The organism is Streptomyces caeni (assembly GCF_042678285.1).
GTDB classification, from domain to species: Bacteria; Actinomycetota; Actinomycetes; order Streptomycetales; family Streptomycetaceae; genus Streptomyces; species Streptomyces caeni.
The window spans coordinates 21215-35067 of record NZ_JBHUDX010000064.1; the positions used below are offsets into that span (position 1 = coordinate 21215).

The 13853-nt window shown below is 72.2% G+C and carries 14 protein-coding genes; 6 read left to right on the top strand and 8 right to left on the bottom strand.

Translation table 11 applies throughout. From position 1 onward, the window contains the following. Positions 1 to 116: 116 nt before the first annotated feature. Positions 117 to 1235: a hypothetical protein gene (locus tag ACFSL4_RS22575; RefSeq protein WP_381085820.1), complete on the bottom strand. Its 1119-nt coding sequence runs from the start codon at positions 1233 to 1235 to the stop codon at positions 117 to 119. A gap of 198 nt (positions 1236 to 1433) precedes the next feature. On the opposite strand from ACFSL4_RS22575, the gene ACFSL4_RS22580 reads away from it, so the two are divergent. Further along, positions 1434 to 2588, top strand: a complete 1155-nt coding sequence (locus ACFSL4_RS22580) for a cystathionine gamma-synthase (RefSeq protein ID WP_381085823.1) — start codon at positions 1434 to 1436, stop codon at positions 2586 to 2588. 101 nt (positions 2589 to 2689) lie between these two features. Here the strand turns inward: ACFSL4_RS22580 and ACFSL4_RS22585 are convergent, their stop codons facing one another. From ACFSL4_RS22585 to ACFSL4_RS22595, 3 genes are all read right to left on the bottom strand, one after another. After that, entirely contained in the window at positions 2690 to 2938 is a 249-nt protein-coding gene (locus ACFSL4_RS22585; RefSeq protein WP_381085825.1) for a hypothetical protein, read from the bottom strand. Positions 2939 to 3017: 79 nt separating this feature from the next. After that, the gene (locus tag ACFSL4_RS22590) at positions 3018 to 3521 is read right to left on the bottom strand and encodes a sigma factor-like helix-turn-helix DNA-binding protein (protein WP_381085828.1); all 504 of its coding nucleotides are present in this window, start codon (positions 3519 to 3521) and stop codon (positions 3018 to 3020) included. A gap of 156 nt (positions 3522 to 3677) precedes the next feature. Next, positions 3678 to 4184, bottom strand: coding sequence for a MarR family winged helix-turn-helix transcriptional regulator (locus tag ACFSL4_RS22595; protein WP_381086034.1), 507 nt, complete (start codon positions 4182 to 4184; stop codon positions 3678 to 3680). 163 nt (positions 4185 to 4347) lie between these two features. Here ACFSL4_RS22595 and ilvA point away from each other — a divergent pair, with 163 nt between their 5' ends. The 3 genes from ilvA (at position 4348) to ACFSL4_RS22610 (ending at position 7578) form a co-directional block, all read left to right on the top strand. Beyond that, positions 4348 to 5577, top strand: a complete 1230-nt coding sequence (gene ilvA / locus ACFSL4_RS22600; RefSeq protein WP_381085831.1) for a threonine ammonia-lyase — start codon at positions 4348 to 4350, stop codon at positions 5575 to 5577. Positions 5578 to 5770: 193 nt separating this feature from the next. Beyond that, positions 5771 to 6781 (top strand): ATP-binding cassette domain-containing protein, encoded by a 1011-nt coding sequence (locus tag ACFSL4_RS22605; protein WP_381085834.1) that lies wholly within the window; start codon positions 5771 to 5773, stop codon positions 6779 to 6781. Further along, entirely contained in the window at positions 6778 to 7578 is an 801-nt protein-coding gene (locus ACFSL4_RS22610; protein ID WP_381085836.1) for an ABC transporter permease, read from the top strand. Before ACFSL4_RS22605 ends, ACFSL4_RS22610 begins: the two co-directional genes overlap by 4 nt. 147 nt (positions 7579 to 7725) lie before the next feature. On the opposite strand, the gene greA is transcribed toward ACFSL4_RS22610, so the two are convergent. After that, entirely contained in the window at positions 7726 to 8223 is a 498-nt protein-coding gene (greA, locus tag ACFSL4_RS22615) for a transcription elongation factor GreA (protein ID WP_381085839.1), read from the bottom strand. 168 nt (positions 8224 to 8391) lie between these two features. After that, complete coding sequence (locus ACFSL4_RS22620) at positions 8392 to 8790, bottom strand: DUF4307 domain-containing protein (protein WP_381085841.1); 399 nt, start codon at positions 8788 to 8790, stop codon at positions 8392 to 8394. 178 nt (positions 8791 to 8968) lie between these two features. On the opposite strand from ACFSL4_RS22620, the gene mca reads away from it, so the two are divergent. Then, positions 8969 to 9826 (top strand): mycothiol conjugate amidase Mca, encoded by an 858-nt coding sequence (mca, locus tag ACFSL4_RS22625; RefSeq protein WP_381086037.1) that lies wholly within the window; start codon positions 8969 to 8971, stop codon positions 9824 to 9826. A gap of 6 nt (positions 9827 to 9832) precedes the next feature. Then, positions 9833 to 10081 (top strand): hypothetical protein, encoded by a 249-nt coding sequence (locus ACFSL4_RS22630; RefSeq protein ID WP_381085843.1) that lies wholly within the window; start codon positions 9833 to 9835, stop codon positions 10079 to 10081. A 64-nt stretch (positions 10082 to 10145) separates the two neighbouring features. Here the strand turns inward: ACFSL4_RS22630 and ACFSL4_RS22635 are convergent, their stop codons facing one another. Further along, complete coding sequence (locus ACFSL4_RS22635) at positions 10146 to 13343, bottom strand: tetratricopeptide repeat protein (RefSeq protein WP_381085845.1); 3198 nt, start codon at positions 13341 to 13343, stop codon at positions 10146 to 10148. Positions 13344 to 13438: 95 nt separating this feature from the next. Further along, positions 13439 to 13756 carry a hypothetical protein gene (locus ACFSL4_RS22640; RefSeq protein ID WP_381085847.1) on the bottom strand — a complete coding sequence of 106 codons (318 nt, stop codon included), beginning with the start codon at positions 13754 to 13756 and terminating at the stop codon, positions 13439 to 13441. Positions 13757 to 13853 lie beyond the last annotated feature (97 nt).

Below are 13853 nucleotides of genomic sequence, written 5' to 3' on the forward strand. Positions count from 1 at the left end.
GTCTCCACAAGGTCGCGGGGCTGTGGGGGTCCGTGTACGTCAACGGGCGGGCCCGTCCGGGAATTCCGGTTCCGGTCCGGCTCCCCGGTGCCCGTGCCGACGGCTCCCGGCCGCTCTCAGCGCGGCAGTGTCGCCGGGTTCCCCCCGTTCGCCTCGTACCCCGCCACCGCCAGGGCCCGGTAGACCGCGTAGTCGGCGGCCGGGTCGGCGCTCAGGGTCCAGGGGAGCGCGCCGACGTGGCCGTCGATGTGGACCAGCTGGCCCATCGCCTCGGACCAGCGCTCGCTGCGGACGAGGAAGAACACCAGGAGATGGCGGACGTGGGCCAGCATCGGGTCGTCGGGGCGGGCGGACTGCACGGCGAAGAGCGCGCCGTGGATCGCCTTCGTGATCACCTCGCTCTGGTAGAAGCCGTTGACCAGGTGCACCTCGGGCAGGTGCTCGAAGACCGCGAAGAGGGGCATGGCCGCCAGCAGGGAGCCCTGGGGTGCCCGGGCCGCGGCCGACTCCGCGAACGAGTACGCCAGCGCCCGCGAGCCGTGCCACTTCTCGCACCAGTAGTGCAGGGCTGCCAGGTGCGCGCCCATATGGGTGGGTGCGCGGTCCAGGATCCTCAGCCACAGCTGTTCGAACTCCGGCTGCGGGTAGGCGAGTCCGCGGGCCACCGAGAGCTCGATGATGTGGGGGACCGGGTCACCGGGCGCCAGCAGTGCCGCGTCCGCGCACGCGGCCTTCGCCTCCTCCATGATGATCCGGAACTCGTCCGTCCCCGGTGTCGACGTGCGCCATGCCTGCTGCACCAGGAATTCGGCGTGTACCGCGGCGCCGCCCGCGTCCTTGGGGGCCTCGGCCCGCCACACCCGCAGCCACTGGCCGCCCGGCGTCTCGCTGACGCCGCCGGGCCGCTGCTGCAGCTCCAGGGACGCGGCGCCCGCGAAGGCCTGCACGCGCTGCCAGCGGGTCTCGCTCTCCGCCTCCGTGCCGGCCAGGAGCTGCGAGGCCGCGCGGTAGTCCTGGGTGCGCTGCACCATGTCCAGGACGTCCAGCAGGTCCTGGTCGTGGCCGGGCATGCGCACGTCCAGCTCCTCCTGGCGCACGAAGCCGTAGTTCGCCGGGTCCGCGGCGTCGGGGTCGCCGGGCGCCACCTGCTGTATGCCCGCGCGCCGGCGCATGAGGACGGGCAGCAGGACCATGCTGAGCAGGGCCAGCGCCATCAGAACCCAGAGAATCGCCATGCCTCAAGCGAACCAGACGGATCCGGCACTTGGCCAACCTGGTCGCCGGCCTGTGGAAAACCGCCTGTGGACAGCGGCCGGACCCTCGAAGGTCCCCGCGCGCCCGCCCGCACCGCCCGGGCGGGTCCCGCTCCCCACCCCGGTGCCCCGCTCTCGCGGCCCGTCGTCCCGGCCCCGGGCGCACTACCCTCGGTGCCCATGAGCGACAGGCACATCAGTCAGCACTTCGAGACCCTCGCGATTCACACGGGGAACACCGCAGACCCCCTCACCGGGGCGGTCGTCCCGCCGATCTACCAGGTGTCGACCTACAAGCAGGACGGTGTCGGCGGGCTGCGCGGCGGCTACGAGTACAGCCGCAGCGCCAACCCCACCAGGACCGCCCTGGAGGAGAACCTCGCCGCCCTGGAAGGCGGCCGCCGCGGCCTCGCGTTCGCGTCCGGACTGGCGGCCGAGGACTGCCTGTTGCGTACGCTGCTCGCCCCCGGCGACCACGTGGTCATCCCGAACGACGCGTACGGCGGCACGTTCCGCCTCTTCAGCAAGGTCGTCTCGCGGTGGGGGGTGGAGTGGTCGGTCGCCGACACCTCCGATCCGTCCTCGGTACGTGCGGCACTCACCCCGAAGACCAAGGCCGTGTGGGTGGAGACCCCCTCCAACCCGCTGCTCGGCATCACCGACATCGCCGCCGTCGCCGAGATCGCCCATGAGGCGGGTGCCAGGCTCGTCGTGGACAACACCTTCGCCACCCCCTACCTCCAGCAGCCCCTCTCGCTCGGCGCCGACGTCGTCGTGCATTCCCTGACCAAGTACATGGGCGGCCACTCCGATGTCGTCGGGGGCGCGCTCGTCGTGAACGACGAGGCGCTGGGCCAGGAGCTGGCGTACCACCAGAACGCGATGGGCGCGGTCGCCGGTCCCTTCGACTCCTGGCTGGTGCTGCGCGGCGCCAAGACGCTCGCCGTCCGCATGGACCGGCACAGCGAGAACGCGGCGAAGGTCGCCGACATGCTCACCCGGCACGCGCGCGTGACGCGTGTGCTGTACCCGGGCCTGCCCGAGCACCCCGGGCACGAGACCGCAGCCAAGCAGATGAGGGCGTTCGGCGGCATGATCTCCTTCCAGGTCGAGGGCGGCGAGGAGGCGGCCGTGGAGGTCTGCAACCGTGCCAAGGTGTTCACGCTCGGCGAGTCCCTGGGCGGTGTGGAGTCCCTCATCGAGCACCCGGGGCGCATGACGCACGCGTCCGCGGCCGGCTCGGCGCTGGAGGTGCCCGCCGACCTCGTCCGGCTCTCCGTGGGCATCGAGAACGTCGACGACCTTCTGGAGGACCTGCAGCAGGCCCTGCGCTAGGCCAGCACCAGGTCAGGCCGTGCTTTGGAACGTGCCGGTCAGGGCTGTGAGCTGGCCCGTCCGGCTCACGGCCTCCTGCCACCTGAGGGGCCGGCCCGGTCTCACCAGTCGCTGACCGGTGGAGTCGTCGTCGACGGCGGCTCCACCCAGGGCTGTGCGACGGACGCCCAGATCGCGAAGGCGACGGCCGCGGCCAGTAGCGCCAGCCACAGCAGACGGCGTGCCGCCGCCCGGCGGCGCAGGATGCGTAAGCCGCGCCGCACCACCTCGTCGTACAGATCCGGCGGCACCTGCGGCGGCGTCCGCTCCAGCATCCGTCGCAGGGCCGCCTCCCGCTCGGGCAGGTTCACCGGCCACCTCCGTCGCGGCCGGCCTCCGGGCGGGTTGCTCGGCAAGGCTTCGTGCCGCTCCCGTTCCGGGACGGCCCCCTCATGACGGTGCCACCTCGGCGCCCAGGACGGGCCGCGCGGGCTCCCGCGGCGGATGCAGCAGCGTCGCCGTCGCCCGCGCCCCGATCGTCCGTACCCGTTCGACGGGCAGACCCAGCAGCGCCGCCGTCTGCTCCTCGGCGACACCCTCGTACAGCCTGAGGACGATGATCAGCCGCTCCCGGGGGGACAGGCCGGCGAGCACGCTGCCCGAGTCCGGCCGATGCCGGCCGAGCGCCCCGTACTGGTGCCACGCGCCGCGCGCGAAGCGGGAGGCCAGGTGCTGACGGGCCCGGTCGTACGGGTCCTCGTCGCGCCGGCGGTCCCAGGAGGCGTACGTCTGGGCCAGGGCGAGCGTCAGCAGACGCCGCGCACGCGGGTTGTCGTCCGGGGCCTCCGCGGTCAGCAGCGTGGCGGCGTGCAGCAGCCGCCCGGCCGCGCCCGCGACGAACGACTCGAACTCCTGGGCCCGGCGGGCGTCTTGGGACGCATACCGTTCTCGCACCGCGCCTCCCGCCTGAGGGCGACCCTGAAGGGGACGGGACCCCGCCGCGACAGGGACCCGATCTCATATGAGACCGGCCGTATCCCCCGGGTCAAGAGCCGGGAAGCGGTTGCTCACACGGACTTCCCGCGTGACGGCGGAACGGGTCCCCGCCGCTCAGGACGTCGGCTGCGAGTCCGCCGCCGGAACGCCCTGCGCGGCCTGCCTGGCGGAGAGGGCGACGTTGAAGCGGGTGAGGAGCGTGCAGAACGCCTCACGCATCTCCGGCGCCCAGTCGTGCGTCAGCTCGGCCATCAGCTGTCGCCTGGAGGAACGTACTTCCTCCAGGCGGGACACCCCGCGCGGGGAGAGCTGGAGCACCACCGCGCGTCCGTCCTCCGGGTGGGAGGTGCGTTTGACGAGGCCGGTGTCGACCAGCGGGGCGACCTGGCGGGTGACCGTGGACGAGTCGATGCCCATGCTGGCGGCGAGCGCCTTGACGCCCATCGGGCCTTCCTTGTCGAGGCGGTTGAGCAGCAGGTACGCGGCACGGTCCATGGAATTGCGCACCTGGCCGACCCCGCCGAGCCGCGTCTGTTCGGCCCGGCGCGCGAACACCGCGACCTCGTGCTGCAGCGTGTCGAGGAGACCGGTGTCACCGACGATCGTCATGTCCATCGACATGTCAGGTGTTGTGGGCATGGCCGGGGCTCACTTCATGCGTGGGGGGCTGGGTTGGGGGACAGGGTACGCGGCCGGGGCGCGGGTAGTACCGGCGCTGCGCAAACCGGTTCCAGGGCTTGGTCACACCCGCTGTGGACGGGCGTGAACTGCGAGACTGGTGGTCATGAGCCACAGCACGTCTCACTCCTTGCCGACGGTGACGCTGGACGACGTACGCGGCGCCCAGAAGATGCTCTCGGGTGTCGCGCGCGTCACCGCCATGGAGGGGAGCAGGTATCTGTCCCGGCTGGCCGGGACGCCGGTTCACCTCAAGTGCGAGAACCTCCAGCGGACGGGATCGTTCAAGCTGCGCGGCGCCTACGTGCGTATCGCGGGGCTGCTGCCCGAGGAGCGCGCCGCGGGCGTCGTCGCCGCGAGTGCCGGCAACCACGCGCAGGGCGTCGCCCTCGCGGCCACCCTGCTCGGCGTGCACTCGACGGTGTTCATGCCGAAGGGCGCGCCGCTGCCGAAGATCAGCGCGACCCGCGAGTACGGCGCCGACGTACGGCTGCACGGCCAGGTGGTGGACGAGACACTGGCCGCCGCGCAGCAGTACGCCGCCGACACGGGAGCGGTGTTCATCCACCCCTTCGACCACCCGGACGTCATCGCGGGCCAGGGCACGGTGGGCCTGGAGATCCTGGAGCAGTGCCCCGAAGTGCGCACGATCGTCGTCGGCGTGGGCGGCGGCGGCCTGATCGCGGGCATCGCGACCGCGGTGAAGTCGCTGCGCCCGGACGTGCGGGTGGTGGGCGTGCAGGCGGAGGGCGCCGCCTCGTACCCCCCTTCGCTGGCGGCCGGGCACCCGGTGTCGGTGAAGAACCCGGTGACCATGGCCGACGGCATCCGGGTGGGGCGGCCGGGCGAGGTGCCGTTCCGGATCGTCCGCCACCTGGTCGACGAGATCCGTACGGTGTCCGAGGACGCGCTGTCCACCGCGCTGCTGCTGTGCCTGGAGCGGGCCAAGCTGGTCGTCGAGCCGGCCGGCGCGAGTCCCGTCGCGGCCCTGCTGGCCCATTCCGGGGCCTTCGAGGGCCCGGTGGTCGCGGTGCTGTCCGGGGGCAACGTCGATCCGGTGCTGCTGCAGCGCGTCCTGCGGCACGGCATGGCCGCGCAGGGGCGCTACCTCGCCGTGCGGCTGCGGCTGACCGACCGCCCGGGCGCCCTCGCGACGCTGCTGGGGGTGCTGACGCTGGTCGACGCCAATGTCCTCGACGTGAGCCATGTGCGCACCGACCCGAGGCTCGGGCTCACCGAGGCGGAGGTCGAGCTGCACCTGGAGACGAAAGGCCCGGAGCACTGCGCGGAGGTCGGCCGGGCGTTGCGGGACGCGGGTTACACGGTCATCGACTGAGGCCGGATGCGCCGTGTCGGCGGGCTTCCGGGAAATGCGTTGAAGGACGCGATACATCGCGTTATGGTGTGTGTCTCGTCCCGTCGCGCTCGCACGCCCTGCCGGCGTCCGGCGGCGCGTGCGCGAAATCCCATGGAGCGGGCGCGACGGGAGACCTACGCTCTGCCAAACCCCAACGACGTGGAGAACTCATATGCCAGGCGCCATCTATGCCGAGGGTCTGGTGAAGACCTTCGGTGACGTAAGGGCTCTGGACGGCGTCGACCTCGACGTCCCGGAGGGCACCGTGCTCGGCCTCCTCGGGCCCAACGGCGCGGGCAAGACCACCACCGTCCGCTGCCTGACGACCCTGCTGCGCCCCGACAGCGGCACCGCGGTCGTCGCCGGGATCGACGTCCTCAAGCACCCCGACGCCGTGCGCCGCTCGGTCGGCCTGTCCGGGCAGTTCGCGGCGGTCGACGAGTACCTCACCGGCCGCGAGAACCTCGAGATGGTGGGCCGGCTCTACCAGATGAGGGCCAAGGCCGCGAAGCAGCGGGCGGCCGAACTGCTGGAGCAGTTCCACCTCACGGACGCCGCCGACCGCCCCACGAAGACCTACTCCGGCGGCATGCGCCGCCGCCTCGACCTCGCGGCCGCGCTGGTGGTGCGGCCGGCCGTGATGTTCATGGACGAGCCGACGACCGGTCTCGACCCGCGCAACCGCCAGCAGCTGTGGGAGGTCATCAAGCAGCTCGTCTCCGGTGGCACCACACTGCTGCTGACCACCCAGTACCTCGAAGAGGCCGACCACCTGGCCCACGACATCTGCGTCGTCGACCACGGCCGTGTCATCGCCCGCGGCACCTCCGACCAGCTCAAGGCGCGCACCGGCGGCGAGCGGGTCGAGGTCGTCGTGCACGAGCGCGAGCACATCGCGACCGCGGCCGGGGTCCTCAGCGGCTTCGGCAAGGGCGCCACGACCATCGAGGAGCACACCCGCAGGCTCACCGTCCCCGTCAGCGGCGGTGCCAAGCTCCTTGCCGAGGTCATCCGCGAGCTGGACTCCCGCGGCATCGAGATAGACGACATCGGACTGCGCCGCCCCACCCTGGACGACGTCTTCCTGTCCCTGACCGGCCATGTCGCCGAGGAGAACCCCGAGGACAGCGGCGCGGCCGAGGACACCGCGACCCGTAAGCGTGCGAAGGAGACCGCCAAGTGAGTGCCGTGAGCGATTCCCTGGTCGTGACCCGCCGGAACCTGATTCGCATGAGCCGGATCCCCGAGGTGATCATTTTCGGGCTGGTCCAACCCATCATGTTCGTGGTGCTGTTCACCTACGTGTTCGGCGGCTCGATCCAGGTCGGTTCGTCCACCGCGACCCAGGCGTATCGCGAGTTCCTGATGGCGGGCATCTTCGCTCAGACCGTGACATTCGCCACCGCCGGCGCCGGCGCGGGCATCGCCGACGACATGCACAAGGGCCTCATCGACCGTTTCCGTTCCCTGCCCATGGCGCGTGGTGCGGTGCTGACCGGCCGCACCATCGCCGATCTGGTGCAGTCGGCGCTCACCCTCGTCGTCCTGGCGGTCGTCGCCCTGATCGTCGGCTGGCGCACGCACGAGAACCTCGGCAAGGTGCTCGCCGGATTCGGTCTGCTCCTGCTGCTCGGGTACGCGTTCTCGTGGATCGGCGCGCTCATCGGCCTGTCCGTGCGCACCCCTGAAGCGGCGACCTCGGGCGGCCTGATCTGGCTGTTTCCGCTGACATTCATCTCGAACGCGTTCGTGGACGCGAACCAGATGCCGTCCTTCCTGCGGCACATCGCGGAGTGGAACCCGTTCAGCGCCACCGTGCAGGCGTGCCGCGAACTGTTCGGCAATCTTCCCCCGGGCTTCCAGACGTCCGACGCCTGGCCGATGCAGCACCCGGTGTGGGCCTCGCTGATCTGGTCGGTCGTGATCATCCTGTTCTTCCGCACGCTCGCCGTCCGCAAGTACCGTCGGGCCGCCGGTTGACGGCTCCGCCTTCCGGCCGGCGGAGGCCCTCGGGCACGAGCCCGCGAAGGGAACCCGCTCAGTGCCACCGTGCCCGGGACGACGACGGGCGACACGGCGGGCCCCCGGCGCCAAGGCGCCGGGGGCCCGCCGTGGAGTCGTGGAGGATCAGCCCCGGTAGGGCTCGGCCTTGAGGATCCGCACCGATGCCTTCTTGCCGTTCGGCAGCTCGTACTCCGCGTCCTCGCCGACCGTCTTGCCGTGCACGCCCGTGCCCAGCGGGGACTGCGGCGAATAGGTCTCGATGCCCGAGCTCGCATACTCGCGGGAGGCCAGCAGGAAGGTGAGGGTGTCGTCCTCGTCCCCGTCGAAGGCGATCGTGACGACCATGCCGGGTGCCACCGCGCCGTCGGCCGCCGGGGCCTCGCCGACCTTGGCGTTCTCAAGGAGCTGGGTCAGCTGGCGCACCCGGAGCTCCTGCTTGCCCTGCTCCTCCTTGGCCGCGTGGTACCCGCCGTTCTCACGCAGGTCGCCCTCCTCGCGCGCGGCGGCGATCTTGGCGGCGATCTCCGAGCGCGCGGGACCAGAAAGGTACTCCAGCTCGGCCTTGAGCTGGTTGTACGCCTCCTGGGTCAGCCAGGTGACGTTCTCGCTGGTCTGGGTCACAGGTGCTCCTCGTCGGTACTGGGAATACAAAGCATCGCCCTACCCAGAAGCATGTTCGTTCACGGGTGGGCGAAACCACGAGCCTAACAATTCCGTGGTCCAAGGGGGAGGACATAAGGCATCAGACGTACATCTATGCACGTCAGACGATGCCTGGCAAGAGTGCCGTCAGTCCCCGTGACAGCCCAGGAGCTCCGCGGTGGTGCCCTGCGCGGTGGTGCGGAGCGTGACGACCTTGTCGATCCGCGTGGCACGTCCGCCGAACCGGAAGTCCGCGCGCCCCACCTCCAGGCCGTCCGCCGCCTGGGAGCGCACGGTGCAGTAGCCGGTGGCGTCCGCGTCCTTGCGCACTTCCAGGTGGACCTTGACCGAGTCCGGGGAGGTCTGGAAGCTGATGACCTCGCCGCTGATCTCGTTCTGCCCGACGTAGTGGTACGCGAACCAGCCGATGACGGCGAGCAGCACCGCCCCCAGCACGCCACCGACGATCTTGAGCGTGCGGTCGGCGCGCTCGTCCGCGGGTCGGCCGTAACGGCCCTCGGGAAGGCGCGTGCTCGCCGTACTCATGAGCGTCCTCTCGGCAGGGGCCGGGACGAACGTCCCGGAAGGGGCGCCCGCGTACCGGACCCGGAATACTTCGCCCCCCGATTCGGTCACTATAGAAGCCGCCCAGCACGCCGTACGACACCGGGCGCCGACTTGCCGACCTACTGAGGATCGAGTCTTGACTGACCAACTGCGACTGATGGCCGTGCACGCGCACCCCGACGACGAATCCAGCAAGGGCGCGGCCACCATGGCGAAGTACGTCTCCGAGGGGGTGGACGTGCTGGTGGTGACCTGCACGGGCGGGGAGCGCGGATCCATCCTCAATCCGAAGCTGCAGGGTGACGCGTACATCGAGGAGCACATCCACGAGGTGCGCAAGAAGGAGATGGACGAGGCCCGGGAGATCCTCGGCGTCAGGCAGGAGTGGCTCGGGTTCGTGGACTCCGGCCTGCCGGAGGGCGACCCGCTGCCCCCGCTCCCCGACGGCTGCTTCGCCCTGCAGGACGTCGACAAGGCCGCCGGCGAGCTGGTCCGCCAGATCCGCGCGTTCCGCCCGCAGGTGATCACCACCTACGACGAGAACGGCGGCTACCCGCACCCCGACCACATCATGACCCACAAGATCTCGATGGTGGCGTTCGAGGGCGCGGCGGACACCGAGAAGTACCCGGAGGCGGAGTTCGGCCCGGCGTGGCAGCCGCTGAAGCTGTACTACAACCAGGGCTTCAACCGGCCGCGCACCGAGGCACTGCACCACGCGATGCTGGAGCGCGGTCTGGAGTCGCCTTACGGGGAGTGGCTGAAGCGGTGGGACGAGTTCGGGCGCGTCGAGCGCACCCTGACCACGCACGTCCCCTGCGCGGACTTCTTCGAGATCCGCGACAAGGCGCTGATCGCGCACGCGACGCAGATCGACCCCGACGGCGGCTGGTTCCGCGTCCCGATGGAGCTCCAGAAGGAGGTCTGGCCGACGGAGGAGTACGAGCTGGCGAAGTCCCTCGTGGACACCTCCCTGCCGGAGGACGACCTCTTTGCAGGCGTCCCCCGCTCCTGAGGGACAATGCATGACATGAGTGCAAGCGTGAGCCTGGCAGTGACGCACCTCGTCCCCCTCGCGGAGATCGACGAGAACAAGGTCACCCCCGGCGTCCTCGGCTTCATCGTCTTCGCGGTGATGGGCGTGGCGGTGTGGGGCCTGATGAAGTCCATGAACAAGCACATGGGCAAAGTGAACTTCAGCGAGCCGGACGCCCCCGGTGAGGAATCCGCGTCGCAGGACCCGGCCACGCCGAAGGCACAGCAGGGCTGAGACGGTCCTTGGGGGCTGCGCCGGTGGACGGGCGCGGCCCCCGCTCGGCGTGCCGGTCCGCGCGTCAGCCCTGCGCCGGCACCGCCACCCCCATCACCTCCCGTGCTTGCCGTCCGGGCACCGTGCCCAGACGCCACGCCTGCCAGCCGTCCTCCAGACTCACGCCCCGCTCCAGCAGCAGCCGGTACGCCTCCATGCAGTCGTCGAGCTTCTCGTCCCGCGCCGGGTTGGCCGTGCGGGACAGCAGGGCCAGTTCCTCCTGGGCCACCGCGGTGCCCACCTCCGTGCCTCCCGGGGAGGCGTAGGGCAGGAGGGTGCAGCGCAGGAAGCGGGCCCAGTCCTCGCCCCTGCGGTCGCCGTAGGACGTGAACAGGTCCGCCGCCTCGTCGCACAGGGCCAGCGCCTGCTGGGTGCGGGCGTTGCCGGCGTCCACCACCGCGAGTTCCAGGCAGGTCCACGCCTCGCCGTGGGCCACGCCGATGCGCTGGAAGTCCGTCCTCGCGTCCACCAGCAGCTGGCGGGCGAAGCCCGAGTTGCGCAGGGAGCCCGTGCGGACCGCCCGTTGGTCACGGGTCACGCGCGCCGAGTGGTGGCGGGCACAGGCCAGGCCGTACACGTCCCGCATCCGCGAGAACATGGTGCGGGAGCGCTCCAGCTCGCGCACCGCCTGGTCGAGGTCGCCCGAGTCCTCCAGGGCCTGCCCCAGGTAGTAGAGCGTCCATGCCTCGCCGCGAGCGTCCTCGTTCTCCCGGTGGCGCGCGGCCGCCCGGCGCAGGCCGTCGGCCGCCGCGGACGCGTCGCCGGCGACGAGGCGGGCGCGGGCGAGCTGGGTCAGGGCCCAGGCGTCGCCCCGGGCGTCGCGGGTGCGGGTGTGCAGGTCCAGCGCCGTGCGCAGCTCGCTCTCCGCCCGCGGGACATCGCCCATGCGCAGGGCCAGCTGGCCCAGCTGGAGGTGGGCCCACGCCTGGCCGTGCACCGACTCGTTCTCCCGGTGCAGTTCCAGGGCGCGGGTGAGCAGGTCCAGGGCCTTGGCCAGCCGTGCACGGTCGCGCTCCACGGCCGCCAGCGCATGCATCGTCCACGCGCGGTCCGCCGCCAGCTCCGGCGGGGCCTGGAGGTCCATGGCCTCCCGCAGCCGGGCCGCGGCCTCGGTGAGGTTGCCCTGGTGGTGGAGGGTGATGCCGAGGGAGCACAGCGCTCTGGCCGCGCCCGCGGCGTGGTGCGCCTCCACGTAGAGGTCCACCACCGAGGCCAGCGTCGTCCGCGCCTTGTCCAGCTCGCCCAGCTGGCGGGCCGCGATGCCCGTCCGCCACTGCACCGAGCGGACCAGCAGGCCCTGGTCGGCGGCCTTTGTCAACTCGCTGATCTCGCCGAGGCGGTAGAGGTCGCCGCGCAGCAGGCAGTAGTCGCACAGGGCGCCCAGGAGGTTCTGCACCGCCGCCCGGTCGACCCCTTCCGTGTGCCGCAGGGTGGCGGTGATGAAGCTCGACTCGTCGTCCAGCCACCGCAGCGCAGCGTCCAGGGACGTGAAGCCGTGCGGGCCGAAGCGGTCCGAGCGGGTCGACATGTTGCCGTCCACCAGGCGCAGCACCGAGTCGGCCAGCTCCGCGTAGCTGACGATCAGGCGCTGCTGCGCGGCCGTGCGCTCGGCCGGCTCCTCCTCGTCCATCAGGCGGGCCTGCGCGAAGGCCCGTACGAGGTCGTGCAGACGGTAGCGGCTGCCGCGCACGTGGTCGATCAGTCCCGCGCGGGCCAGCGCCCGCAGCAGCCGGGCCGCCTCCTGCTCGTCCGTGGCCAGCAGGGCCGCCGCCGCGGCCGCGCCCAGTGAGGCCCGGCCCGCCAGCGCGAGCCGCCGCAGCAGGCGCCGGGCCGCCTCCGACTGGTCGGTGTAGCGCAGCCACAGGGCGCGCTCCACGGGCTCCACCGGACCGTACGCGCCGAGGTCCGTGGCCAGCCCGCGCGGGGTGCGCCGGCCGAGGGAGGAGCCCACGATGCGCAGGGCCAGGGGCAGCCCGCCGCACAGCTTCCGGACACGCTCGGCGGCTTCGGCGTCGTAGGGCCCCGAGGCGTCCTGGGCCGTCGCGTTCAGCAGTTCCTCGGCGGCCGCCGCGTCCAGTGCCTCTACCGGGAGCCGGTGCACACGGGCCGGCAGGTCCGCGGGCAGGTCCAGGGGTGCCCGGGCGGTGACGAGCACCAGGCTCTCGGAGCGCCCTGGGACGAGGGCGCGGACCTGCTCGGCGTCCGAGGCGTCGTCGAGCACGATGACGACCGGCAGGCCCGTCAGATGCCGGTGGTACAGCTCGCTCAGCCGCTTGACCTGCTGGTCCGGCGCGGAGCGCTCGCGGAACAGGAGCTGCTCGCGGGGTGCGCCGAGCCGGTTGAGCAGATGGAGCAGGGCATCCCGGGTGGACAGCGGGGCTTCCCCGGCGCTGTCGCCGCGCAGATCCACCACGGACGCGCCGCGGAAGTGGTCCTTGAACTCGTGCGCGGCGCGGATCGCGAGCGTCGTGCGCCCCGAGCCCGGGGCGCCGTGCAGGACGACCACCAGCGGCCGGGACTCCGTGCTCGCGCGGGCCGCCTGGACCCACTGCCGGATCCGCGCCAGCTCCTGCCGCCTCCCCGTGAAGGGGCCGGCCGGGTCGGGAAGCCGGCCGAACGACTGCTCCAGCGCGGTGCGCCTGCGGGCCGCCGCGCTCTTGTCGGTGCGGCGCAGCCGCGGGGAGCCCTTCTTGTGGGTGGTGGACACGAACACCCGCTGCTGGTCGAGGAAGGGGCGGATGCCGCGCAACTCCAGGGTGGTCAGCCACTGCAGGCGCAGCTGCTCGGGGCCGCCGGGCCGGCCGAGCTCGCCCGCCCGTCTGCTGGCCGCCGGGAGATGGGAGGCGGTCACCTTCACCACCGTGGCGGCGGCGCCCACGACCCCGGCGGCGGCGCCCGTGCCGAGGGCCGTCCCCGTGCCCGTGCCCAGGGCGAGATCGGCCACGCAGGCCGCGGCCGCCGCAACGGCCGCCACCAGGAGGGGAGTTCCGGCTCCCTCCCGTGCGTATCGCTGGCCGAAGGTCAGCCTCCCGGCCTCCGCGTCGTCGAGGGCCCTGGTGTACGCCGCGTACTCCTCCGCGGCCGTCTGCGCCATGGCGTCGAGCGCCCCGCGCGCCCGCGACAGCAGGACGGCCCCGTCGGTGCGGCCGCCCGAGCGGCGCACCTCCTCCTCCACTGCCCGTGCCAACAGCCGCTCGGCTTCCGCCCGGTGGCTGTCTCGCATGTCACGTCCCCCTCCGGCGTCAACTCCGTCGACCACGAGTGTCCTTCGGGAGCGGCATGAGCGCGAGGGGGCCGCCGATCAACCGAACGCCCGTGTCATCGGCACCTCACGATCCCCGTCCGCTCGGACACCGCCAGGAACACACACGCCCCCGCCAGCGCCCTCTCCGCCACCGCGCAGGCCATCGCCTGGGCCAGGGCCCCGCCCGACGGGGAGGCCGTTATGCCGAACCATGCCTCCGGAACCGCCGCCGCCACTGCCACTGCCACTGCCACTGCCACTGCCACCGCCGCCACCGCCGCCGTCGCCGAGGCCGAGGCCGTGAGGCGCGCATACCCGTGGCGGCGGAGGCCGAGCAGGGCCGTGGCCACGCAGCCCGCCGCCAGCAGGACGTCCAGGCCCGTCCGTGCCACCTGCCAGTTCCGCACGTCCGGGCCGGAGGGGAGGTTCGGGCCGGCAGCGAGAAGCCCGGCGGTCGCGAGCGCTGGTGGCGGGCGCTGCCCTTCCGCC